Origin of the sequence: Acinetobacter gyllenbergii, from assembly GCF_001682515.1 — a bacterium.
GTDB lineage: Bacteria > Pseudomonadota > Gammaproteobacteria > Pseudomonadales > Moraxellaceae > Acinetobacter > Acinetobacter gyllenbergii.
This window is the reverse complement of the sequence record NZ_KV575261.1, coordinates 644,364-668,946: the sequence shown is the minus strand read 5'-3', so window position 1 is coordinate 668,946 and position 24,583 is coordinate 644,364. Positions and strand designations below refer to the sequence as shown.

20 protein-coding genes and 2 pseudogenes are annotated in these 24,583 nt (G+C 36.4%); 19 read left to right on the top strand and 3 right to left on the bottom strand.

From position 1 onward, the window contains the following. Positions 1-43: 43 nt before the first annotated feature. Positions 44-1,555, bottom strand: coding sequence for an acetaldehyde dehydrogenase ExaC (gene exaC, locus NG55_RS03325; protein WP_016540997.1), 1,512 nt, complete (start codon positions 1,553-1,555; stop codon positions 44-46). Positions 1,556-1,682: 127 nt separating this feature from the next. Between exaC and NG55_RS03320 the strand changes: the two genes are divergently transcribed. Further along, a complete protein-coding gene (locus NG55_RS03320) occupies positions 1,683-2,861 on the top strand; it encodes a transcriptional regulator (RefSeq protein WP_065342330.1) in 1,179 nt (392 codons plus the stop codon). Positions 2,862-2,891: 30 nt separating this feature from the next. Here the strand turns inward: NG55_RS03320 and NG55_RS03315 are convergent, their stop codons facing one another. Next, positions 2,892-3,857, bottom strand: a complete 966-nt coding sequence (locus tag NG55_RS03315) for an alpha/beta hydrolase (protein WP_065342329.1) — start codon at positions 3,855-3,857, stop codon at positions 2,892-2,894. A 194-nt stretch (positions 3,858-4,051) separates the two neighbouring features. On the opposite strand from NG55_RS03315, the gene NG55_RS03310 reads away from it, so the two are divergent. The 18 genes and pseudogenes from NG55_RS03310 (at position 4,052) to NG55_RS03225 (ending at position 23,530) form a co-directional block, all read left to right on the top strand. Then, on the top strand, positions 4,052-5,764 hold the full coding sequence (locus NG55_RS03310) for an AAA family ATPase (protein ID WP_016660291.1): 1,713 nt from the start codon (positions 4,052-4,054) through the stop codon (positions 5,762-5,764). 13 nt (positions 5,765-5,777) lie between these two features. Continuing rightward, entirely contained in the window at positions 5,778-6,140 is a 363-nt protein-coding gene (locus tag NG55_RS03305) for a 5-carboxymethyl-2-hydroxymuconate Delta-isomerase (protein WP_065342328.1), read from the top strand. A 239-nt stretch (positions 6,141-6,379) separates the two neighbouring features. After that, positions 6,380-9,577 carry a type VI secretion system Vgr family protein gene (locus NG55_RS03300; RefSeq protein ID WP_065342327.1) on the top strand — a complete coding sequence of 1,066 codons (3,198 nt, stop codon included), beginning with the start codon at positions 6,380-6,382 and terminating at the stop codon, positions 9,575-9,577. Between the two features lie 70 nt (positions 9,578-9,647). Further along, positions 9,648-14,492 (top strand): RHS repeat-associated core domain-containing protein, encoded by a 4,845-nt coding sequence (locus tag NG55_RS03295; RefSeq protein WP_065342326.1) that lies wholly within the window; start codon positions 9,648-9,650, stop codon positions 14,490-14,492. 2 nt (positions 14,493-14,494) lie between these two features. Next, positions 14,495-14,926 (top strand): hypothetical protein, encoded by a 432-nt coding sequence (locus NG55_RS03290; protein WP_065342325.1) that lies wholly within the window; start codon positions 14,495-14,497, stop codon positions 14,924-14,926. 4 nt (positions 14,927-14,930) lie between these two features. Continuing rightward, positions 14,931-15,362: a hypothetical protein gene (locus tag NG55_RS03285; RefSeq protein WP_065342324.1), complete on the top strand. Its 432-nt coding sequence runs from the start codon at positions 14,931-14,933 to the stop codon at positions 15,360-15,362. After that, positions 15,346-15,798 (top strand): annotated as a pseudogene (locus tag NG55_RS03280) (hypothetical protein). The gene NG55_RS03285 and the pseudogene NG55_RS03280 overlap by 17 nt, the downstream one beginning before the upstream one ends. Before the next feature lie 756 nt (positions 15,799-16,554). Then, positions 16,555-17,433, top strand: a complete 879-nt coding sequence (locus tag NG55_RS03275) for a tetratricopeptide repeat protein (RefSeq protein WP_228704147.1) — start codon at positions 16,555-16,557, stop codon at positions 17,431-17,433. Between the two features lie 114 nt (positions 17,434-17,547). Next, entirely contained in the window at positions 17,548-17,736 is a 189-nt protein-coding gene (locus NG55_RS21200; protein WP_228704146.1) for a hypothetical protein, read from the top strand. A 221-nt stretch (positions 17,737-17,957) separates the two neighbouring features. Next, on the top strand, positions 17,958-18,269 hold the full coding sequence (locus NG55_RS03265; protein WP_065342321.1) for a hypothetical protein: 312 nt from the start codon (positions 17,958-17,960) through the stop codon (positions 18,267-18,269). A 163-nt stretch (positions 18,270-18,432) separates the two neighbouring features. Further along, a pseudogene (locus tag NG55_RS03260) lies at positions 18,433-18,915 on the top strand (tetratricopeptide repeat protein). A 183-nt stretch (positions 18,916-19,098) separates the two neighbouring features. Continuing rightward, positions 19,099-19,278, top strand: coding sequence for a hypothetical protein (locus NG55_RS03255; RefSeq protein ID WP_065342320.1), 180 nt, complete (start codon positions 19,099-19,101; stop codon positions 19,276-19,278). 105 nt (positions 19,279-19,383) lie between these two features. Next, positions 19,384-19,833, top strand: a complete 450-nt coding sequence (locus NG55_RS03250; protein ID WP_228704144.1) for a hypothetical protein — start codon at positions 19,384-19,386, stop codon at positions 19,831-19,833. A gap of 57 nt (positions 19,834-19,890) precedes the next feature. Further along, on the top strand, positions 19,891-20,358 hold the full coding sequence (locus tag NG55_RS03245; protein WP_065342319.1) for a hypothetical protein: 468 nt from the start codon (positions 19,891-19,893) through the stop codon (positions 20,356-20,358). Between the two features lie 179 nt (positions 20,359-20,537). Continuing rightward, a complete protein-coding gene (locus tag NG55_RS03240) occupies positions 20,538-20,996 on the top strand; it encodes a hypothetical protein (RefSeq protein WP_065342318.1) in 459 nt (152 codons plus the stop codon). A gap of 51 nt (positions 20,997-21,047) precedes the next feature. After that, positions 21,048-21,491, top strand: coding sequence for a hypothetical protein (locus tag NG55_RS03235; protein WP_228704143.1), 444 nt, complete (start codon positions 21,048-21,050; stop codon positions 21,489-21,491). Between the two features lie 281 nt (positions 21,492-21,772). Beyond that, positions 21,773-22,753 carry a hypothetical protein gene (locus tag NG55_RS03230; RefSeq protein WP_065342317.1) on the top strand — a complete coding sequence of 327 codons (981 nt, stop codon included), beginning with the start codon at positions 21,773-21,775 and terminating at the stop codon, positions 22,751-22,753. Positions 22,754-22,825: 72 nt separating this feature from the next. Beyond that, a complete protein-coding gene (locus NG55_RS03225; RefSeq protein WP_065342316.1) occupies positions 22,826-23,530 on the top strand; it encodes a GAD-like domain-containing protein in 705 nt (234 codons plus the stop codon). Between the two features lie 98 nt (positions 23,531-23,628). Here the strand turns inward: NG55_RS03225 and NG55_RS03220 are convergent, their stop codons facing one another. Then, a complete protein-coding gene (locus tag NG55_RS03220; protein ID WP_065342315.1) occupies positions 23,629-24,480 on the bottom strand; it encodes a tetratricopeptide repeat protein in 852 nt (283 codons plus the stop codon). Positions 24,481-24,583 lie beyond the last annotated feature (103 nt).

Genomic DNA, 24,583 nt, shown 5'->3' with positions numbered 1-24,583 from the left:
TCTTTTCGCAAGACTTATACGGTATTTTTATCGTTCGACAAACTTAGAAAAAGCCCATCGCTTTGGTTGAATAACTCACCAACAAGTTTTTGGTTTGTTGATAATGATCGAGCATCATTTTATGATTTTCACGGCCTACACCTGACTTTTTATAGCCTCCAAATGCAGCATGAGCTGGGTAGATGTGATAACAATTGGTCCAAACTCGACCCGCTTCAATGGCTCGACCAGCACGATAGGCGGTATGGGTTGAACGTGACCAGACCCCAGCACCTAAACCATACATGGTGTCATTGGCGATCTGGATGGCTTCATCAAAATCCTTAAATGTAGTGACAGACAGCACCGGACCAAAAATTTCCTCCTGAAATACTTGCATCTGGTTATGACCTTTGAAGATGGTCGGTTCGATGTAATAACCATTACCTACCTCGTTACGACCATGCCCACCTAAGAGTATTTCAGCACCTTCTTGTCGGCCTGTATCAATACAACGTAGAATTTTTTCTTGTTGTTCTAAGGATGCTTGTGCGCCGACCATGGTGTCGGTATCGAGTGGATGTCCAAGCTTAATTCGCTTGACCCGTTCGATGGCTTTTTCCATAAATTGATCGGCGATACTTTCTTGAATCAAAGCACGAGATGGGCAGGTGCAGACTTCACCCTGATTCAGCGCAAACATCGCGAAACCTTCAAGGGTTTTATCAAGAAAATCATCATCATGATCCATCACATCGGCAAAGAATACATTCGGTGATTTTCCGCCGAGCTCCAAAGTCACAGGAATAATGTTTTCCGTGGCATATTGCATAATCAATTGCCCAACTTGGGTTGAGCCAGTAAACGCAATTTTGGCAATGCGTGGGCTGGTGGCCAGTGGGCGACCAACTTCAGCACCATAACCATTGACGATATTGAGGACACCTGCTGGTAATAGATCCTGTATCAGTTCCGCCACCAATAAAATACCGACTGGGGTTTGTTCGGCAGGTTTGATTACTACACAGTTACCTGCTGCCAATGCGGGGGCCAGTTTCCATGCCGCCATCAAAATCGGGAAGTTCCAAGGGATGATTTGCCCCACCACACCGAGTGGCTCATGAAAATGGTAGGCGATGGTATCTTCATCAATTTCGGAGATACCACCTTCCTGAGCACGGATACAGCCTGCAAAATAACGGAAATGGTCAATGGCTAATGGGATATCTGCTGCTAGTGTTTCGCGGACTGGCTTACCGTTATCCCAGGTTTCAGCAACCGCCAACATTTCCAAATTGGCTTCCATGCGGTCTGCAATTTTTAGTAGCAAATTAGAGCGTGTGGTCGGAGAGGATTTGTTCCATTCTTTTTTGGCTTTATGGGCAGCATCCAGTGCCAGTTCAATGTCTTCGGCACTGGAGCGAGGAATACGGGTAAAACTTTTGCCATCGACAGGGGAAATATTGTCAAAGTAAACTCCTTTGACTGGTGCAACCCATTGCCCACCGATAAAGTTTTCATACTGGTCTTTGAAATGGATTTTTGAACCAGATTGATTGGGATCAATATAGCGCATAGACATACTCCTTTATGTGTTGTGATATTTTTAAATAAAGTACCAAGTACGTTATTAACACTGAACATATCGCGGCAAAGGTTGGAAAAAGGTTGGAATTGCATGTCAAGGACGTAGGGAATTACAAATGCATACAAAAAAGGAATTATTGCAACAGCGCAAGCAGGTTGAACAACTGAGAACGCAAAGTAGCCTCAACCCGCAGCATGCTGAAAAAATGGAACAGAGTATTGCCAGCTCATGGGAGCGTTCGAGTTTGGCTGATATTCCTAAAGAACGTCTGGCTGCCCCTTTATCTAATCAATTGACTGAACCAAGAAGTTCACTCAGCTTGGCCTTGCAAGCTTGTCGGGAAGATCTTAAACATATTGCAGAACAGTCTTCAATGGTGCTTGCTGTCGGTGATATGGGCAGTACCATAATCTGGACAGCATCTTGCACACAGATGCGCAATGCTGCTGAACAAGTTCACTTTGTTGCAGGGGGGCAGTGGCAGGAAGAGTTGGTTGGTACCAATGCTTTGGCACTTTCACTCAAAACCCGTAAATCGAGTTGTGTATTTTCCAATGAACACTATATGGCATCGGTGCATGATTGGGTTTGTTATGCTGCACCGATTATTGACCCTTATTCCAAGCAGGTTTTAGGTGTGGTGGATTTATCGACCACATGGGAAAACCACAATAGTTTAGGGCTATTAGCGGTCGAGCGTTGTGCCGCAATTTTGCAAATGGCGGTGCAGGAGTTACAACAGCAGCATCTGTATTTTCGGACTTTAAATACGGCACAGGTCTTGCTGAACGGACGGAATTTAACTTTAACTCCAAGACAAATTGAAATTCTGGTGATTTTGGCCTTGTGCCCGCAGGGATTGAATTTAGAGAATTTACATCAGGCTCTCTATGGTGAGCGTAAAGTTAGTATTGGGACCTTAAAGGCAGAAATGTCGCATTTAAGGGATCGTTTGGGTGATGCACTTGGTTCACGACCTTATCGTCTCAACGTTGCCATTGAGGCAGATTTCTTGCAACTTGAGCAAGCCTTGGATGCCGGTTATATCAGTACCGCACTGCAATGTTATACGGGCATCTTTTTGGCCAAAACTGAAAGCCCATTTTTATGTGCATGGCGAGATGGCTTGGAATCCCGTTTGAGTCATGCGATTTTTCAGACACAGGGCAGTGACGTTTTATTGAAGCATTTGGCCTATTCACCTGAAGCGGTGGATGCCGCTGAACGTTTACTGGAATTACTGCCAGCTTCGCATCCTGCTAAAAATATGCTCAGCAAGTACCATGACCACTGAGCATCCTGATATTGAGAAGGGTCGTCAGTATTACTGGATTTTTTCTGCTAACCAAGCAAACAGATCTTTATAAACCTGTGCACGCACAGGCGGTGCGGATAACACCAAATCATGCAGACCATTTTGAATGGACAGGGTTTGTACATCACCTTTCATTTTCTTGGCATTCTGGGTCATGTCTTTGACATCGAGAATCACATCGCTTTGTTGAGCGTCGATTCCCCATTTTCTTGGATTATTGGATTGATGTGAATGCATGATCAAAGTCGGTACATTTAAAGTCACACCTTGATGAATTTCTTTTTGCGCTTCGTGAATCGCCGTCACAAAAGACAAGTGCACAAAAGGCATGGTTTTTGGTTTCCAATCCAGATTGAAATCCCACTCACCATAAAAATCTTTATGTAAGCTTGGGGTATACCATTGGTTTAGACCACTTGGAAATTTGCCATTCGGTAGGCGTTTGCCTACTTCGCTCAAGAGTGGAATCCCCACTTTTTTCTCAAGCACACTTTTATAGAAATCATAGAATGGACTGTTGTTCCAGACTGCTTTGATTAAGCGATGGTCTGGATAATGTGCAGCATATAAGGTGGCAATTAGACCGCCAGTTGAATGGCCTGCCAGTAGCACTTGATTGTGATTTTCTTGACCGATAATTTCCAGTGCTTTGCTGATCTCAGCATCGTATTCACGTAAATCAAGCACATAGTAAAATTTTTGGTGAGGGAGGTGAGAGCGACCATATTTTCTCAGGTCAAGAGCGTAAAAATCGTAGCCATGCTGATTAAATTGTTCAGCCATTTCTTTTTGGAAAAAATAGTCTGCAAAACCATGAATATATAAAACCGCTTTTTTGGTCGCTTCAGCAGCCTTCTTGCGAACCAAAGTAGCAACAACTTTTCCATCATAATCATCAGCGAAATTTAAGGTCAGTTGCTGATAATCTTGGCCTAGTATATCTGTTTGATATGTATAGAGATTTGAAGTAGTCATTTTTATAGATCAAGTCTGAATTCATTAACAACCACATTAAATGAAATCATCTGTATGTCAATGCAATTATGCGACATCAAGCGTTCAACAATGTTGGAGATTAGGTAAGGAAATTCGGTGAGATTTCGCTTTGCATTTTTATTTTGGGTAAAAAATCGTTAAGCTATGCGCTGTTGATTTTGACTGAAGAAATTATGAAACAAGAGACTGCACTCAAGTTACTTAAAGCTGGCGAAAATGTTTTTTTAACGGGCTCAGCAGGTGCAGGAAAAACCTATACGCTTAATCAATACATCCATTATCTCAAAGCGCGTAAAGTACCTGTGGCAATTACCGCTTCGACAGGGATCGCGGCAACCCATATGAATGGTATGACTATTCACACTTGGGCAGGGATTGGAATTAAAGATCGTTTGAGTGATGATGACCTCAAGCGAATGAAAGAACGTAAATATTTAAAAGAGCATTTAGAAAATGCCCAAGTTCTGATTATTGATGAAATTTCCATGTTGCACGCCAAGCAACTGAATCTGGTCAATCAAGTCCTGAAATACTTTAAAGAAAGTGACGAAGCCTTTGGTGGGATTCAGGTGATTGTGGCAGGTGATTTCTTTCAGTTACCGCCCGTTGGTAAAAAGGATGAAAGCAATCGCGATAAATTCTGCTTTATGTCTGATGCATGGGTCGAAGCTAAATTCCGTGTCTGCTATTTAACGGAACAGCATCGTCAGGATGATGAAATTCTCAATCAGATTTTAAATGCGATTCGTGCCCAGAATATTCAAAGCAACCATATTAGTGCTTTGCAGCAATCGCGCCAGCACGATATTGGCGAGACCTTTACCCGTTTATATACGCACAATATGGATGTCGATAATATTAATTATCAGCATCTCAATGAAATCGACAATGAAAGCCATCAGTTCAATGCGGTTATCGATGGCAATGAAAAGTTGATGGAAACCTTAAAATCATCGGTGCGTGCGCCTGAAGAACTGACCTTAAAGAAAAATGCCAAAGTGATGTTTGTCAAAAACAACTTTGATATGGGTTATATCAATGGCAGCTTGGGTGAAGTGATTGGTTTTGAAGAAGATGATAAACAGGGAATCTTGCCTAAAGTGAAATTGACCGATGGCACAACCTTCTTGGTTGAGCCTGAAACATGGTCGATTGAAAATGAAGCAGGGAAGGCGATTGCCAGTTTCCAACAAATTCCTTTGCGTTTGGCTTGGGCGATTACGATCCATAAAAGTCAGGGAATGACTTTGGAAGCCGCAGAGATTAATCTGACTCATACCTTTGAAAAAGGTCAGGGCTATGTCGCTTTATCACGTTTAAAATCACTGACGGGGCTGAAACTACTTGGCTTTAATGAACAGGCACTTGAACTAGATAGCTTGGCGATTAAAGCAGATCGCCGTTTTCAGGAATTATCGACTGAAGCAGAAACCAACTTTGAAAATATTGATTTAACCACCCAGCATAATGCTTTTATTCGACATTGTGGTGGCACATTGAATGCCACTGAAATTGCCCGTAATGAAAAGAAAATTGCCAAGGGTGCCAAACAGAACTATGCCGCAGCGACCTTGGATGAAACCCGTACTTTATTTGAAGAGGGTTATGAAATTGAAGATATTGCACATGAGCGTGGTTTAACCCCTGCAACGATTATCAATCATCTAGCACGTCTGCATAAAGAGCAGGGCTTGGATATTTCGGTGGCCAGTCCAGGCGATGAAGTGATTGAAGAAGTGCGCAAGATTTATAAGCGTCTGCATAAACGTAAAAATCCTGAACATTTTACTGATGATGGTGCAATTAAATTACGTCCTATTGTGGAAGCTACTAGTCCGCGAATGGCGTATGATCAAGTCCGTTTAGCCTTATTATTTATTGAATAGGAATGATAAAAAAATGCCGCATTTGATTGCCAACTATTCAGCCAATTTAACTGAATTAAATCCGCATCAATTATTAAAAGATGCGAATATTGCATTGGTTGAAACGGAATTGTTTATCGCAAATGATATTAAATCCCGTGCATTTAAGGATGACGTATTTTTAATTGGTTTGAATGAAACAGAAGAGGCCTATATTCATTTAAAGCTGTATATATTGAGTGGACGAACGCAGGCGCAGAAGCAAGCAGCGGGTGCGGCATTGTTGCGTCAACTACAGCAAAAAAGCTATATGCAATCTGAGGTCAGCTATCCCGTTCAACTCTGTGTTGAAGTGATTGATATGCCCAAAGAAGATTATTTTAAAGCGACAGTTTAGTTTTGAAAACATCGCTGTTTTATCAAATAGGGAGAATTGGCCTTATTTGATAAAACATATTGATTGATGTGTGTCTTTGTTTAATGATCTTTAAAAAAATATTGCTAATTATTCTAATCGTTTATATTAAAATAAAGGGCTTATTTCGATATTCGTTGCAGAACATAACATTAAAAATATAGACAGATTTGTATGCTGTTTATAAAATGACGTAAATTTTAGTTAATATTTTTAAAATAATGTTGAGTAATATATTTCAGGCCTTGGACAGTTTGGGCCTTACAGCACAAAAACGTGCAATCCATATTCAGTTTTCCAATCAAGATTTAAATACTCAAGTCTTCCTACAACGCATTGATGGACAGCATCAACTGAATGCGGGCTTTAAAGCAGAATTAATTTGCTTGTCGACCAATGCGACCATTCCACTAAAACAATTTATTGGTAGCCAAGCGGCAATTGATACGGTGACCGATAATGGACAATTGACCCGTGTCACAGGGATTATTACTCAAGCCTTACAAGGGCAATCGGATGGTAGCCTAACTGTCTATAAGCTGACTTTAGAAGATCCCACCGCATTGTGGAAACAACGCCGTAACAGCCGCGTGTTTATGAACAAGAGCGTGCCTGATGTCGTGCAACTTATCTTCAAGGAGTGGCAGCAGAAGAGTTCTTTATTTGCGTCAAGCTTAACTTTGGACTTAAGTGGACTGCGTCAAGATTACGATATCCGTCCTTTTATTATGCAATATAATCAATCAGATGAAGAGTTTTTAACATCTTTGATGCGTAGCGAAGGGATTAGCTGGTTAATTGATGAAGCCGAGCGAATTGTTCCGCAAAGCAGTGTCGCGATTCAGCCGCAAAAACTACGCTTGATTGATGACAATAGCCAATACCAAGCGCTAGACAGAAGAATGATTCGTTACCACCGTAGCAGTGCCACCGAACAATACGACAGCATGACCAGTCTGGTCGGGCAACGCAGCTTACAACCGAGCAGCGTGCATGTACAGCGTTGGCAAGCTGATGTACTGGAACAAGAAGATGGCGCAGGCAGCGTCCAAAGTACACATAAACACAGTGCTCAATATGACAATGCCAGTTTAGGGCTGGAACAGGCATGGCATTTTTCACCCGCGTGGATGCAAGACCTGAATGGTGAAGATGGTGCAACCCCATCGGGCAATGCCCAAATTGAAAAGCTGAATCGGAACTTGGGTCAATACTACGACTTACAATCCAAACAATTTACAGCCCATACCACCGTCCGCGATACCCATGTGGGTTACTGGTTTGAATTGGTTGAACATCCTGAAATTGATCAACATGCTGGCAGCGATAAAGAATTCCTGATTACAGGCAAAAACTTCTATAACCAAAACAACTTGCCTAAAGATCTACATCAGCAGATCAATCAATTATTAGCACAAAGCAATTGGCAGCCAACTCAATCTAATAACACAGAAGAACGCCAAGCCAATCAACTGACACTACAACGCCGCAGCATTAAAACCGTACCCGAATTTAATCCCTTACAACACCGTCCAACAGCCTCACCGCAACGTGCCAAAGTGGTTGGGCCAAGCGGCGAAGAAATTCATGTCGATGAATGGGGTCGAATCAAAGTCCGTTTCCTATTCACCCGTAACGATGACCACAGCCATGATGGTGGTGCGGGTGCCAATGACAATGACACCGATTCAGCTTGGGTTGATGTACTGACCCCTTGGGCAGGTGAAGGCTATGGTGCACGTTTCTTACCGCGTATTGGAGAAATCGTAGTCATCGACTTCTTTGATGGCAATATTGACCGTCCATTTGTAGTGGGAAGAATTCATGAAGGCCAGCGTAGTCCAACCAAGTTTGATCATGTAGGTAAGCTGCCAGACACCAAGAAACTGGCAGGGATCAAATCGAAAGAATATCAGGGCGAAGGCTTTAACCAACTGCGCTTTGATGACACCACAGGACAGATCAGCGCCCAGTTGCAAAGCAGTCATGCCGCCAGCCAACTGAATCTGGGTAAACTCAGCCATCCCAAAGACAAGGCTGAAAGTGAAGACCGAGGTGAAGGTTTTGAGCTACGTACCGACCAATGGGGTGCAGTGCGGGCAGGCGATGGTTTATTGCTTTCCACCTATAAACAGGATCAAGCGCAAGGTGAACACCTCGATGCCCAAGTTGCTAAACAGCAGCTCGAAGGCAATCAAAACAATGCCAAAGCCTTAAGTGAAGTTGCCAAGAACCAACAGACCGATGAAATAGAATCGCTGGATCAACTTAAAGAGTTTGCGGAGCAGATCCAAGAGAAAATCGCACAATTTAAAAAATCATTATTATTGCTGAACTCACCTGCGGGTATTGGTTTAAGTAGCAATGAAGATATTCATCTCTCTGCGGATGGACAGATCAACCAGTTTGCAGGCGATAGTATCAATCTAAGTACGCAGAAAAATCTGATTACGCATGCGCAAAATAGAATCAGTGTGTTTGCTGCGCAGAATGGCATTAAACAGGTGGCTGCCAAAGGTAAGTTTGAAGTCCAAGCGCAGTCGGATGGCATGGATTTACTTGCCAAGCAAGGCATCCAGATTATTTCGACTGAAGATCGCATTGAGATCAGTAGCCCAAAAGAGATTGTGATTACTGCGGGTGGTTCTCAGATTAAGCTGAATGGTTCAGGTATTTTCCCTGTGACCAGTGGCAAGTTTGAAGCAAAAGCAGGGCAGCATTTACTGGCCTCAGGCGCGAGTGCAAGCCGCAATGCACCCCAGTTACCACAAGCAAAATCACTGAAAGGCGCGCTACAGTTATTAAGAAGTTATGGGGGAGATAATTTCTTTAAGCAGAACAGCTATAAAGTGATTGACTCTTTAGGTAAGCAACTGACTGGCAAACTGGATGGAAATGGTTTTGCTCAAGTGACAGGCATTGCACCAGGCGCAGCTAAGGTTATTTTTGAAAAAGATGAGACCAGTGCATGGGCAGCAAGTAGTGACTTTAAACGTGATTATACTTGGGCAGAGCCGGTAGAAAAAGTTACCGCCTCATTAAGCAGTGCATTGGGACAGAACATGAAGCAACAGCTAAGCAGCAGTTTGCTTTCGATGGATAAAAATAGTCTTAAAAACATAGGTAAAAACACCTTAAATGGTTTGGTTGAGCAGACGGTTGGACAAATCAAGGATCAAGTTAGCAATACCGCTTTAAGTGCTGTTTCAAAGCAACTGAACCTTAATATTTCTCCAGATCAAATGAAAAGTCTGGCACAACTCGCCATGAATCCGAGCCAGTCGGTTGACATGGTCAAAGCACAGGGTGTGGGTTTTGTAAAAGATCAAGCAACTGCAAAATTGGCGGAGGCCACCCAAATGGATTCGATCCTTCAACAAGGCATCGTTGATCGTTTTCATGGTCAAAACAAGGGCTAGGACAGATTTTAATTCACGCGCAGCAATTTAAAAAATAGATGTATTGAAATAAATTAAGGGTTTGAGATTGATGGCTACGGAAAAAACACAACAGGCAACAGATCAAAAAGCGTCGAAGGTTGAACTTGCTGTTTTTAATTTGGACAGCGTACACACGGTAACTGACCTGCAAATGATTGCCAAGCAAATCCAGCTTTATTTACAGGTGTGTGGGAATACCAGTTTAGAACAATTACAAGGCAGTACGAATACGGCAACGGTAGCCAATATTTTTGCTTTAACAGGCAGTGTGCTGGATTTAATTCTATACGCGACTGATATTAAGACAGAGGATGCTGCGGTACAACAGGGTGCATTGCTCGCTGCAAATTTAATTGGGTTATTTGCAGAACCAAACAATGAAGCACATGCGCGTATGGCATTACGTCCGATGTTTGGTCTAATGTCGCAATGTTTATATCCAGAAAATGGAAAGATTAAAGACGCGGATATTAAACGCTTGGGTCTGCATCTGAATGCGATGGTCGCAGGTGATTTAGAAAAGTTTTTACAAGAAACACAAGCCAAATTAGCGACCTTACTCTCACAGGCAACGATCTTAGGCAGCAGTATTCTTACGAGCTTGTCTGTGCCTACGACACCAATAAGTGCGAACATGGCTGCAACGTCGGCAGCTGCAACAGCAGAGAAAAGAGACCCCAAACTCAAATTTAGCAATTGGGCTGCACCTCTCATTGATTTAATCGGTAAACCGAGTCAGGCAGATTTAACCCCTAAACTACAACCCGATATTCAAACACGCCTGCAACAGAAAGCAACACAAGCAATTGCAACTTTAAGCCAGACTTTACAGCAGCAAGCCAATGCAGGGCAGAAATACAGCTTGGCTTGGTTATTACAACAAACTTTAACTGCGATTCAGGCCAGCGAAAATAAAGGCAATGCCAGTGTGCCGATTAATCAGACGGGAGAATATGAGCGCCATACCAAAGGGGATACCTTGGAGTTTGTGAGCTTACAGGCGGATGCGTTGAATGCACCACCTTGTGAAGGTGATGGTTCAGAGACTAGTAAGAGTATCAGTTATTCAATTGGTGCAGAGCGGGTTCAGCATGCTGATTTCTATTTACCGAAAGTTGGTTTTGTATTTAGCCGTCAATATAACTCGCAAATGGATGAGTTTGATCAGGGGATGATGGGCGCTCGTTGGATGATGCCTTTTTCCAATGTGATTCTGCCAAAAGAACAAGGCTATATCTTCATTGATGCGAAAGGTCGTAAACATGCCTTACCATCCACGATTTTGCAACAGGCTTACACTGTGCCTTATGAAGGAATGACGGTTCACCCAATTGAAAATGGGGATTTACTGTTAAATTTTGGTGGTGACTGGAGTTTTCATTTTCATCAATTTAGTTTTGGTCAGCCCTATCATTTAATTCAACAATTCAATGAAAACACCAAGGACAAAATTAGCCTAAGTTACCTTTTGGCAGATGGTGTTGCTTATCTTCAAGCCATTGATTTTCAATTTGAACAGGCTCAGCATCAACTAAAATTTGCCTTTAATGAGCAAGTTAAGATTATTGCTGTATTTGTGGATGATCAAGTTGAGCCTTGGGCGCGCTATCACTATGATGCACAAGGTAACCTGATCACAGCTTTTGATCAAAATGGGCACGCACGTCAATACGAATATAATCAGGCGCATCAGCTAACGCGCTATACTGATCGTACAGGCCGAGGACAAAATATCCGTTATGAATCGACGTTGCCAAAAGCCAAAGCCATTGAAGAATGGGCGGATGACGGCAGTTTCCATACCAAGCTAAAATGGCATCCACGTTTACGCCAAGTTGCGGTTTACGATGCTTATGATGTAGCAACCTATTATTATTTTGATTTGGATGGTTTTACCTATCGGACTCGTTTAGCCGATGGTCGAGAGTCTTGGTATTCTCGTGATGGTGAAAAACGTATTACCCGACAAATTGACTTTGAAGGTCGAGAAACTCAACAAGAATATAATGATCAGGGCCAACTGGCGAAAATTGTACAGCCGAATGGTGGTGTGATTCGCTTTGCATATAATAAGAATAACAAGCCAATTGAAATTAAGGATCCAGAAGGTAATATCTGGAAACGGGAATATGATGCACAAGGTAATGTCAGTAAAGAAATTAATCCTTTAGGTCATGTCACTCAATATAAATATAACAATGACAATCAGTTGGTTGAAGTGATCGATGCCAAGGGTGGTGTTAAGAAAATCCAATACAACGATCAAGGACAAATGCTGTCTTATACCGATTGTTCAGGTAAAAGTAATACATGGAAATATGATGAAGAGGGCATATTACTTTCTCAAAATTCTGCTGATATGCAAGAAGTGCAATTTCTCTATAGTACTAATGGCAAAGACAAAGGACAGCTAAAGACAGTTGCTTATCCAGATGGGTTAAAAGAATATTTTGACCATGATGAAGAGGGACGTTTACTTAAATATACTGATACGAAAGGGCAAGTTACTCAATATCATTACAATCCTACAGGGCTGCTTGAACAACGAATTGATGCAAATCAAAATCGTATCGGTTATCAATGGGACAAACAAGGGCGCATTCAGAAACTGATTAATCAAAATCATGCGGAATATTTATTTGACTATAATCAATATGGTCAATTGATTAAAGAAAAAGCCTTTGATGGTGAAGAGCGGTATTTTAAGTACAATGAAGAAGGTTATGTGGATGAAACTCGCCAAGGTAATTTATTGACAAAATTTGGTTACCATGCTGATGGACAAGTTGCATCTAAGACATTCACTCATTTACAAACAGGGTTAAGTCAAACAGAAAAATTTGATTATAATCTTAATAATCAGCTGATTCGTGCGAGTAATACACTTAGCCAAATAGATTTTTACCATGACTCACTTGGTCAATTGGTTAGAGAACACCTAAATTATAAAATACCAAATCTAACGTCTAGTACAGCGGTACTTCGTTATGAGTATGATGAGCTTGGTAATTTAAGCAAAACGATCCGACCTGATGGACAACAGCAGACGAATCTGAGCTATGGTTCAGGACATATCTACGGAATTGCGTTTAACCAGCAGGATGTTGTTTCTTTCCAGCGTGATGATTTGCATCGTGAAACGGTACGTTTCTTGGCAAATGGTTTGATGCAAACTAAGCATTATAATGATGTCGGACTACTGATTTCTCAACAGATTGAGCCTGAGCAAGAAAGCTCAGATCGACTCCGTTACCAAGCGCATAGACATTATCAATACGATAAAAATTATTTGCTCACCCAAGTTGAAGACAGTCGTTTAGGACAGCTGAATTATCAATATGATCCGATTGGACGTTTGATTTCAACCCAGAGCCAGCACAAAAACGAAAGTTTTAAGTTTGATCCTGCTGGTAATTTAATTGATCCTGTTTCAGTATCAAGCACAGTTCAAATTAAAAATAATCTTATTAAAAGCTATCAGGGGAAACATTACCAATATGATGCACAAGGTAATGTCGTTGAAACCCGTAAAGCAGGTAAAACACTTAAGCTAACATGGGACAATCTTAATCGCTTGGTTCGTAGTGAAAATAATGGAAAAGTGACTGAGTATGGCTATGATGTCTTTGGCCGTCGTTTATATAAGAAATCATCAAACCAAGATTTCACTTTATTTGGTTGGGATGGTGATTTGATGATTTGGGAATCCAGTCAAAATTCGAACCATCCCGAGAATAGCTATACCAAACATTATGTTTATGAGCCTGACAGCTTTATACCGTTAATACAAGCGGGATATCAGGGCTTTATTCAATTGATTGAAACCCCAGATTATAGCGAATACCTCAATAAACCTTATTCAGTTTATAAAGATCCGATCTGGAGCAGTGATACACGTAAGAACCGAGTGGCTTTAGAACAAACTGTTTTTTATCATTGTGATCAGGTGGGAACACCGCAAACACTGAGTAATGCCGCAGGTGAATGTGTTTGGGAAATTACTCAGGATACATGGGGGACTGCACTCGAGATTCAAATGCTCAATAAGGACAATCCATTTGAGCAGAGTAATCTTAGATTCCAAGGTCAGTATTACGATAATGAAACAGGACTGCATTATAACCGTTATCGTTATTATGAGCCGTATAGTGCAAGGTATATAAGTAAAGATCCAATCGACTTATATGCAGGTTTGAACCATCATGCTTATGTGATTAATCCGACATTGTGGGTGGATGCACAGGGTTTATCTCCAGCTTATGGAGGAGCATTTTTGGGATATAGTCAACAAGCCTCTCAAAACATAGAATATCGAGGCTATGTTGATCATGATTGTTGGTTAAAAACAGGAGAAATATGTAGGCTTAAAGCTGCCCCTTTATTTGATTATGTGTATTGCTCAGGAGGTGTAGGTCCTTTTGCCTATGCAGAGATCACCAATTTACATAATGGTAAAGTTTTCCAAGTTGGCGCACTTTCAACGCCCGAGGTTAAAGGGGCTAAAGCAATTGGACGTAATGCAATTGCTATGATAGATGGTAGTCGAAAACTGGGTGCATCGGATCTTTCTAAGTTGAAAGGTAAGTTCTCAGCAAGTTGTATGGCGGGTTATATTTTTAATAAACCAACTAAAGAAACATTAGCAGACAGTACTGATCAATTTTTAACAGGGTTAGCTGGAAGTGCTAGCGGAGGAATCTGGGGGATACGAGCGGGTGTTGTACTTCCTCTTGATACTGGTCCAGATACTATTTATAAAAAGGTTCTAAAATATTTTTCAGCAAGTACAATGAAGGGGTTAGAAGTGGGTGTAGGTACACCAGGTGCAGATTTTAATGCTGGCTATGGTGTTGAAGCACAAGGTCGGACAATTACAGGAACTATTAAGGACTAAATATGAGTGTAAGTAAATTCGGTCTAAGTATTGCTATTATATCACTATTAATAGGTTGTAGTCATCGTGTTTATGAGCAACCTTCAGATAAGTATCCATTTGAAGCGAAAATGAAAGAACTATTAGGGGATGACCTTCAAATTGTAAACTCGTTGAGTAAATCAGAAGTAGAAATTTCTTCTTTTGATTTACCAAAAAAAACTAATGAAATAGATAGAGTACTTAAGCAATTACAAAGGGATGGTTGGGTATTAAAGGGGAAAGGAATAGGGGTTGATACCTACTGTTTAGGTCGGAATAATAAAATAAATATTGTCGTTCCAATATCAAAAGGTGTTTATGATTACAAAGGAGGGCAGTTGAATATAACAGACTATAGTATTGATGGTATTTCTTATAGCTATAATAAATGGGGATTAGATATGTGTGAGTGATTTTATGATAAACCTATTTAAACCTATAGTCTTATTTGCTTTGTTTTTACAAGTCGGTTGCACTGATGCTATTTATGAGCAACCTTCAGATAAGTATCCATTTGAAAATAAAATGAAAGAATTGTTAGGTAGTGATATAGAAATTGTAGACTCATTACACAAAGCTGAAGTTCAGATTTCTTATTTTGAACTACCAAAGAACTCGAATAAAATAGAAAGCGTAGTAAATCTGCTAAAACAGGATGGATGGGTTTTAAAAGGAAAAGGTCAAGGAGTTGATACTTATTGTTTAGGTTTAAATAATAGAGTTAATATTGTTGTTCCTGTCTTTGGCGGACTGTATGATTTTAAAGGTGGGAAATTAAGTAGAACTGATTATAGTGTTAATGCTGTTTTATATTCTTATGATAAGTGGGGCGATGATCTGTGCGAATGATTTTATGAAAATTCTACTTAAATCCATAGTCTTATTTATTTTATTTTTGCAAGTTGGCTGCACTGATGCTATTTATGAGCAACCTTCTGATAAATATCCATTTTAAAATAAAATGAAAGAATTGTTGGGTAGTGATATAGAAATTATAGACTCATTACACAAAACTGAAGTTCAAATTTCCGTTTTTAGATTTGAAAAAGACCCTGAAAAATTAAAAAAAGTAATTAGTCAGTTGGAAAAAGATGGCTGGGTATTAAAAGGACATGGGCAAGGAGTAGATACCTACTGTTTGGGAGCTAATAATAGTATTAATATTGTTAGTCCTAATATAATAGGTGTTTATGATTTTCAAGGAGGAAAGCTAAATATAACAGATTATAATTCTGATGCGGTATCTTATAGTTATAATAAATGGGGCGATGATATATGTGAGTAATTTTATGATAAATCTATTTGAACCCATAGTCTTATTTTCTTTGTTTTTACAAGTAGGTTGCTCTGATAAGATTGATGAGCGACTCTAGGATAAATACTCTTTGAAAAAAATTAACAAATGCTTTCTTAATAGTTATATTGCTTTTGAGGGGTTAGGGTAAATGTCAGATGGGTTTGTTTTATTTTTATTTTTATCCTCATTAATTTTATATGTTGTTTTGTTTTGCATAGTTAGATTTTATTTGTTTAAATATTTTGTTAATAAAAGCATTGTGAGTGATTATTTTGGTTTTAACTTGAAAAGTTATAAACATACTAAATATCTTTATAGGATAGTATTTAAAAATTTTGACAATTGTGATTTTTATGCAAAGAGAATAAGGTTTTTTTATTTTATACAAATTGCTTTTTTGTTTTTATTTGTTTTTTCATTTTTCTTAATGTTGAGATAATTTATGAGATTTAATATTTGTTTTTTTAATTTAGTCTATTTTTTAAATGTTCAATGTGTTAAGTTTTGATGGTTTGAAATAAAAATGTGAAAGATAGCTATTGTGTGGGTTATTATTGTGGGGGTTCATATTTGATTGCAAAATAGAATCAGAAATTGTGACCTTACTAATTTTTATTTAAATAGGGCTGCTAATTATTTTTATCCAACTTATTAGTCACTAGGTCATTTATACTATTTGCAAGAAGATCTAATGAATTCTAAAAAATTTTTGTTTCGGCTGGATTTTCAAGAGGTTTTTATAAGGTGCTGAAAAATAAATTATTGTTGAGTCTAACGGTAAGTATTTTCATTACTGCATGTAATGCTTCAAATACATCATCTGATTTAAATATGACATTTGAACAAGCAGAAGAATTAAGGTCACAAGCAGAAGCAGCTCCATCAAATTCAGATGAAAAGAAAAAATATTATAAAAGACTCGAAACTATTTATGAAAATTTAGCAAAAGAAGGGAATAGTGATGCTCAACTCATATTGGCTGATATTTACTTTAAAGCGCTGAGTGGAACTTATGATGCTGAAAAATCATTTGAGTGGACAAAAAAATCGGCAGATAATGGAAATATTTCTGCTATGTATAATACGGGTTTTAAATACTATACTGGGGTTGGAGTCCAAAAAAATATAGAAAATGCAAAAAAATATTATCTTAAAGCTGCTAAATTGAATGATGTTGATGCAATGGGCTCTATAGGTTCTATTTATATTGAAGAAGGAAATACTGAAGAAGGGTTGATTTATTTAAAGAGGGCTGCTGAAAAGAATGATGCACTTTCCCTGTTTGAGTTAGGGTTGATATATTGCGATGGTGTGGTTGTAAAAAAAGACTATAAACTTTGTAATGATTATTGGGAAAAATCTGCATTATTAAATAATGCAGAAGCTGCTCTAAATTCAGGTATTAACTTAATGAATGGTAAGGGTGTCCCTAAAGATGTGGATAGGGCTATTAAGTATTTTGAAATAGCTAGTAAATTGAGTAAAGGACAAGCATCTTACAACTTAGGGGTTATATATTCATCTCCAAATTACAATAAGTTAAATGAAAGCTTATCTCAGTTTTATTTTAATAAAGCATATGAGCAAGGCATATCAAATGCTAAAGAAAAGATAAAACAGTAAGTATTAATATGATTAAATATTGTTGTACAAGAGACAATGTGGGAATAATCATCGGAGAAAATATGTTCCATAATTATGCTCCTATTAAATTAATTAATACTGGGAGAGAAAATAATGAGTGAAAATGTTAATGAGAGACTAAGAAGTGTAGCCAAAAAAGTTGTTGCTTACCAGTTTTTTTCTATAATAATACTTATACTTTTTACAGTAGTTGGTAGTGAATATGATCTTAATGTTTTAGTGTTTTTAGGTTTTTTTATTGTGGCAGTATATAGTATATATATTAAAAAAATTGATTTTTGATGAAAATATTTACCCGAATTGTAATAAAAGTTTTTTTAAAAAAGAAGGTAGTTTATCTAATCTTGGGTTTAGTATTTATACTAAAAAGTGTACTAATTGTGGGTACAAGCTTCAAAAATAATTTTAGCTTATTTTTTAAATTTTACTCAGAGAAAATCTTATTTTGCATTCTTTTTAACTATTTTTTGTAAATATTCAGGTAGAGAGGAGAGTAATGCTTTATGAAAAAAATGGTTTCAATGTTATTAGTGGTTTTAACAGGTTGTAGTTCATCGGTATATAAACCTATTGATGAAAGATTTTTAGATTTTGAGAAGATTTCTAATGAGTTTTTTTCAAAATATGATTTTGATTTTGAAAGCCGTTTAAATAAAAGTAATATTGTGACAAGTAATGTTTTTATTAGAGGAGATGAATTTTTAAATTCTGATTTTGAAAAGGTTAAACTAAAAATAGATAAGACTTGGAGGTTGGTTTACTCATCACAAGATCAGTATGTTTACTGTTATAATAGATACAATGAATGGCAATAATAAATCCAAAGCATTTGAATTATTACAATAAATTTTCAGAGAAATTATATCTTACTAGGGAGGATGTTGGAAATTGGGTGGTTTTATTTACATATGATGAGGATGGGACAGCTTATTGTAAAGATGAAGAATTTAATTAACTCTATAGGTTTCAGTGGTTTTTATGTTTGATTTTCTTAAATGTAGTCAGTTGTTTGGTTTAAGTCTACTTTTTTGTGCTTGTACAAATAGTGCCCCGTACGAAAATAGTCATGAATTTAAATTAGCAGAAACTGGTAATGTTGATGCGCAATATAATGTTGCAATAAATTTTTTAAATGGTGATGAAGGTTACCCAAAAGATTATGATCAAGCTAAGCGATGGCTTGAAATGGCTTCTGAACAAGGTGATACTTCTGCGCAAAATGCTTTAGGCATTATTTATTTTAGAGGCCTAGGTTGTGATAAAAATCTAATTAAATCAAAGTATTATTACAGATTAGCGGCAAATAAAAATCATGAAAATGCACAATTACAATTAGCTCTCATTCTATTAAATAATAAAAAAGATGGGGGAGTAAAGTAAGCTAAAGAATGGTTAGAAAAGGCTAGCTTACAAGGGAATACTGAGGCAAAGGATAAGCTGAAGGAGTTAGAAGGCAGGTAATTTATTCTTAATATAGTAATATGGATTTATTTTTATAAATATTCTCCATTTTACCATAGGAGTAATCCATTCTTTTGATAAGTCATAAGTTTGTAAATGGAGATGAATATTCATTTGGTGTAGTATTTTTAATCTTACTGCTAGATATAGGTGTAGATGGCACATATATATACTTAAGTAGATATGCAAGGAATAATAAATGCCGATGTAGATATTAAGAAAATATCTCAATTACTTGGTTGGCAATGTAGTTTAGGGTTTATTTATAATGGCAGTGGAACAAGTGCTGGAGACAAAGTTGATAATTTTTTAAGAGGCGGTACTGGTGGAGTAGGAGAAACATTTTTGGTGATCGGATCTTAGATAGACATTCATTCTCATCTTATAATGCAGATAGGTTAATATTTAAAATCCATAGTATTGATAGTTAGTATTGTTTTAATATGGTTTTAATATGGTTTTAATTTGATGATAAAATTTATAAAACTGATGTCTATCTTTGCTTTTAGCATCGGTTTATTTGGATGTAATAATGACAGTAATGAGATTGATGTTAAAATGGAGGTCGAGCGAATTTTTAAAAACTATAATTACGATTTCAAAGAAGGAATGAAGAGGGGCTCTGTTAGTTATTACAATATTTTTGTTTCAAAGCAAGATTTATCACTAGATGAATTTGAGATGGTTAAAAGAGTAATTGAGAAAAAATGGAAATTAGTCTATTTTTCGGAGGATCAATACGTATTCTGCTATGATAATTATAATCAAATGACTATTCTGTATCCAAGAAAAGTTGAATATTTTGACAAATTTGGACAGAAACTTTATATTAAATCAAGTAGTCTTGATAAGTGGGGAGTTAGTTTGAAATATATTCAAGATGGTACCTCTTATTGTAAGGATGAAAAATTCAATTAGTTCTATATGTTGTATTGATTTAAGTGTCTGTTTAAGCTTGTTTTGTGATTGAAAATAATGAAATTATTAAAAATAAATTACTTTTTAATTTTTACTATATGCCTTTATTCTTGCACTAGCGTTGACGAAACTCAACAAGGTAGGTATTTTACACATGTCATTAATCAATACTTTGGGGAATATCAACCAAATGAAAAAAATTGGGTTGATAAGCCAGAAAGTAAATATTCAATTACTAAAATAAAAAAATCAAATCTTTCTTTAAATGATTTTTCTAATATTCGTAAGAAGTTGGAAGTTGATGGTTGGAAACTTATTTCTGATCAAGATAGTTACTATGAGTATTGTTTGGGTAAGAAAATACATATAGGTATACTTTATCCAATACGACCACATCATTACAACTCTGAAGGGCGTGAAGTTAAATATACAGATATTAATGACTGGTTAGTAGGGTTATCTTATGGAGAAAGTGGAGTGAATCAATGTAGAAAAGATGAGATACCCGTAATTAAATTAGATTAATTTAAAAAGATAATTTGAACAAGTTTTTAAATTCTGTCTTTAGACATATTCTAATATTTTCTTAGAGATAATATCAGCATATATAAAACAATAGAAATAGATTTTGGCTGAGAAATAGATGCTGGTGCTTCGATTAGTGTTTTATTTTTAAATATAGATTAAATATTAAGAGTAAATTTATGAAAGTTATTTCAATATTGTTTTTATCTGTTTTACTGACTGCATGTTCTAGTACTGAGGAAAAACAGCAAAATCAATATTTTTATAATGTAGTTAATAAATACTTTGGGAAGTACAGCCCGAAAGAGAAATTTTGGATTGATAAGCCTGTGAATAAGTATGCAACGGCAGAGGTGGAAAAATCAAAAATGTCATTTGGTGATTTTGAAAGTATTCAAAAAAAATTGCAAGATGATGGTTGGGTGCTAATATCAAGTCATGATAGTTTTTTTGAATATTGTTTTGATAAAAAAATATACATGGGAGTGTTGTATCCAATAAATGCAAAACACTATGGTTATGATGGTGGGGAAATAAAATATGAAAATATAGATGAGTGGTCAGTTGGATTGTCATATAGTGAAGCAGGGGTTAAGCATTGTATTAAAGATGAAATTCCAGTAATTAAGTTGGACTAAATGTGTTTTAATATTCTAAATGTATGTTTTTTTAGTATAATGGTTACTTGAGTGAAGAAATTTATTAAAATAAATCTTTTATTGGTTCTTGTTTTGTCTGCTTTATCTTGTACAAGCGAACGAGAAAATTCTAAAATTGTGGATTTTGAAGATATCATATCTAAATATTTTAAATCTTATGATCCTGTTTTTGAACCATCTATTAGGCGCTCTGGAAATCATGCCGGAACAATTTTAATTGATAAGAAAAAACTATCAAAGATAGAAATGAATGATATAAAAAATAAAATAAAATCAGATGGGTGGGGTGAAATAGAGAATTCTGAGAACTATTCGCTGTATTGTCTCAGTCATTATCAGCTTATTGGGATTTTGTATCCTAATGATTTGATTGATAGAAACAAGAAAGGTGAGGAAATTACTTATGAGGATATAAACTCTTGGAATATAGGGTTGTACTATAACAAAAATGGTGTGAATAGTTGTGAGAGATAGGTTGGATAGCTTTACTTAAGCTAACTAATTTTTTATTTTTTAATCTTATTTTACACCATTACCATAATTATAAGCTTGACCTAAAATAAATTGTCCAGAAAAATTAGCAAACCTAATTAAGAAATTTTGTATGTAGAAATTACTTTTGTCATTGAGAATTTATCATTGGCTAAAATTACCTAACTAGGAATGTAGCTACGAAGCCAGTGGTAGAATGTAAGAATTCAATCTATAAATATCCTTCGATCAGGAATCAAAGAGTTGTATCTGAGTATTATGAGATGAAAAAAAGATCTATTACTTTTACTACAGGGTGTGCAATTAGTGCCAATAATTTCTGTTTATCGGCAAATATTGATGAATTAGATACATGGGATTACTTTAGTAAAATAATTATTTATAAAAATTTAGAACAACAAAAATGGTCATGTTTGGACTTGAAGGGGTGGAAAGTTATTTCAGTTGCTTATCAGGACAGAGATGGTCATCCTTCCATTATATCACTTGATCAAGTGGGTGATGTTGGCATATTTCAAAAGAATAATAATGAACATCAAGAGATTAGACATAAAATAGAAGATAAAATTTATGGACAATTTAATCGTATACGTATAATTAACGGTGATTTATATGCTTGTGGTGATGGCAGCCAAGTGTATAAAAATAATCAGAATCAATGGAAGCCTATTGGTTTAGAGTTTATAGAAGCTCCACTTGAAGTAAAAAAAATAGATAGATCATTCTTAGAAGATAAATATGATCTATCATTCGATAGATGTATATATGATATCAATGGATTTGATAATAATAGTATATACATATGTGGAGTGAAGAGTGATGAAGGATTTATTGCATTTTTTAATGGACATGAATGGGTAGAGGCTCAAACACTTACTACATCATTCTTATATGGAATAACATTGTGTCCAGACGAGACCAATGTTTTAATTTCAGGACAATTCGGTACGCTTCTGAAAGGAAATATGTATGAGGGATTCAAGAACTTAAAGGATATACATATAAATTCGACTTTTTATGGTACAGCATTTTATCAAGAAATTATATACATAGCCTCAGAGCAGGGGCTATATAAATACGAAAATTCAGAGTACTCAATTGTTCCTGAATTAAGTGACCTACAAGGAATTATTGCTGTGGAGGAAAAAGAAGGAGCACTTTGGATTCTTAGTCATAAGTATTTGGTTCGGTTTAATGGAAAAACATGGGATAGAATCAATCATCCAGATAATAATGCAATATGATGAATAGTAAAGCCTCGGTTGAAGTGTTGCATGCTTAACTAAAATTACTATGGAATTAGAGAGATATACATAATGTTATCTGATGAGATGCTCAAGCTAATTAATGATCATCTAGTTTTTTTTAATATACGCTTTAGGAATATTAAAGTAGCTAGAAAACCAACCACTGAATTTATAGCTCAATATCAACAAACTTATCCTAACTATTTATTTTATATTTGGGATAATCTAGGTTTTGCTGGTTTTGAAGATGGTGGTTTCTGGTTGGTCAATCCAGCTGACTATATTGACATTTTGAATTTGTGTTTGAAACATACTGATTTTACTAATCATGATGACTTTTATGTATTTGGTAGGTCAGCATATGGAAATTTGTACGTTATGAATAAAAAAACGAGTTCAAAATTGACAATAGATATCGTAAATTTGAGAATTTATCCAAATATTGATGTGCATAGTTCATTCGATGAAATGGATCATGTTAAGACTTTCCTTGCAACGATCGTTACTAGAGCGAAAAATGAAGATATTGATATTTATGATAATAACGAAAATTTTCTTTTTGAACGTTGCTTAGCGAATTTTGGTGAGCTAAAAGACCATGAAATCTATGCGTTCGAACCACCTGCAGTATTAGGTGGGCAGAAAATGCTTGAGAATATGAAAAAAGCAAATCTATTCGAATATATTCCATTTGTAGCTAATTTAGATAATTTTCAAGTGATGTTAGATATTTGCAAAGAATTAGATCGTTTAGAGATTAAACCAATAAATTAAAGTATTACAATGAATTGTGAATAAAATAAAAGTATGAAATCACACTTTTATTGTCGTAAATTATATTTTATATACTTTAATTCTTCTGATGATAAAATTTATTCTGTTTTATCTGGATTTCTATCGTACTTGTTTTTCCAGAGTAAAAACTCCTTTTCATTCTTTTGTTCTTTATAGGCTATAGCTAAATTATACTGAGCAGTGGCATTACCATCTTCAGCTATTGGTTTGAGTAAGCCAATCGCTTTGTTCAAATCTTTTGATGTGCCTTTAGCATTTGCGTATAAATTTGCTAACTGTATTGATGCTGTTTCATAGTTTTGATCTGAAGACTTTGTGTACCATTCAAAGGCTTTTTTATAATCTTTTTTTACACCATGACCATAATAATAAGCTTGACCTAAATTAAATTGTCCAGAGGCATTGCCATGGTCCGCTGCTATCCTAAATTTTCGTACTGCTTTGACTGAATCTTGTGGAAAAAGAATACCATTAGCATAATATATGCCAATAAAATTAACAGCCTCATAAGAATCAAATTTTGCTGCCTTTTCGAAAAAATTCAATGCTTTTCGATAATCTTCCTCATTTTTTGCTTTATTAAATTCTATTAATCCTAAGTTATGTATAGATGCAGCATGATTTTGCTTAGCAGCTAAAGTGTACCAAGAGATCGCTTTTTCTTCATTGGTTTCACCATTAAATCCATATTGATAGCTTGCGCCAATATCATTTTGTGCAGTGGGATTTCCTTGATTGGCAAGCTTCAAGAGTATTGAAAAGGCCTTATCATATTGATCATTATCAATAAAGTATTCTGCTTGTTTAAGTTTTTTATTGGTTTCTTCGTCATAGATATATACTTTTTCTGTATTTGAACTAGGGTCTTTGGTGGTATTGCCACAAGAAGCTAAAAAGATAAGAAAAGAAAGAGCGAAAATATTTTTCATCAAAATTGAAAGTATTGCTATAACATATGGTTTCTTATTTTATTGTTAATTTATATAATTAACAATAATTAAAAGATATAATAATTGTTCGCTAATGTTTTTC

Bases quoted from the DNA above. Each gene is read 5' to 3' on its own strand.
- NG55_RS03240 (WP_065342318.1), top strand. From the start codon at position 20,538: ATGAAAGTTATTTCAATATTGTTTTTATCTGTTTTACTGACTGCATGT.
- NG55_RS03245 (WP_065342319.1), top strand. From the start codon at position 19,891: ATGAAATTATTAAAAATAAATTACTTTTTAATTTTTACTATATGCCTT.
- exaC (WP_016540997.1), bottom strand. From the start codon at position 1,555: ATGCGCTATATTGATCCCAATCAATCTGGTTCAAAAATCCATTTCAAA.
- NG55_RS21200 (WP_228704146.1), top strand. From the start codon at position 17,548: ATGAGTGAAAATGTTAATGAGAGACTAAGAAGTGTAGCCAAAAAAGTT.
- NG55_RS03225 (WP_065342316.1), top strand. From the start codon at position 22,826: ATGTTATCTGATGAGATGCTCAAGCTAATTAATGATCATCTAGTTTTT.
- NG55_RS03300 (WP_065342327.1), top strand. From the start codon at position 6,380: ATGTTGAGTAATATATTTCAGGCCTTGGACAGTTTGGGCCTTACAGCA.
- NG55_RS03295 (WP_065342326.1), top strand. From the start codon at position 9,648: ATGGCTACGGAAAAAACACAACAGGCAACAGATCAAAAAGCGTCGAAG.
- NG55_RS03290 (WP_065342325.1), top strand. From the start codon at position 14,495: ATGAGTGTAAGTAAATTCGGTCTAAGTATTGCTATTATATCACTATTA.
- NG55_RS03255 (WP_065342320.1), top strand. From the start codon at position 19,099: ATGCAAGGAATAATAAATGCCGATGTAGATATTAAGAAAATATCTCAA.
- NG55_RS03315 (WP_065342329.1), bottom strand. From the start codon at position 3,857: ATGACTACTTCAAATCTCTATACATATCAAACAGATATACTAGGCCAA.
- NG55_RS03305 (WP_065342328.1), top strand. From the start codon at position 5,778: ATGCCGCATTTGATTGCCAACTATTCAGCCAATTTAACTGAATTAAAT.
- NG55_RS03320 (WP_065342330.1), top strand. From the start codon at position 1,683: ATGCATACAAAAAAGGAATTATTGCAACAGCGCAAGCAGGTTGAACAA.
- NG55_RS03265 (WP_065342321.1), top strand. From the start codon at position 17,958: ATGAAAAAAATGGTTTCAATGTTATTAGTGGTTTTAACAGGTTGTAGT.
- NG55_RS03285 (WP_065342324.1), top strand. From the start codon at position 14,931: ATGATAAACCTATTTAAACCTATAGTCTTATTTGCTTTGTTTTTACAA.
- NG55_RS03230 (WP_065342317.1), top strand. From the start codon at position 21,773: ATGAAAAAAAGATCTATTACTTTTACTACAGGGTGTGCAATTAGTGCC.
- NG55_RS03220 (WP_065342315.1), bottom strand. From the start codon at position 24,480: ATGAAAAATATTTTCGCTCTTTCTTTTCTTATCTTTTTAGCTTCTTGT.
- NG55_RS03310 (WP_016660291.1), top strand. From the start codon at position 4,052: ATGAAACAAGAGACTGCACTCAAGTTACTTAAAGCTGGCGAAAATGTT.
- NG55_RS03250 (WP_228704144.1), top strand. From the start codon at position 19,384: ATGATAAAATTTATAAAACTGATGTCTATCTTTGCTTTTAGCATCGGT.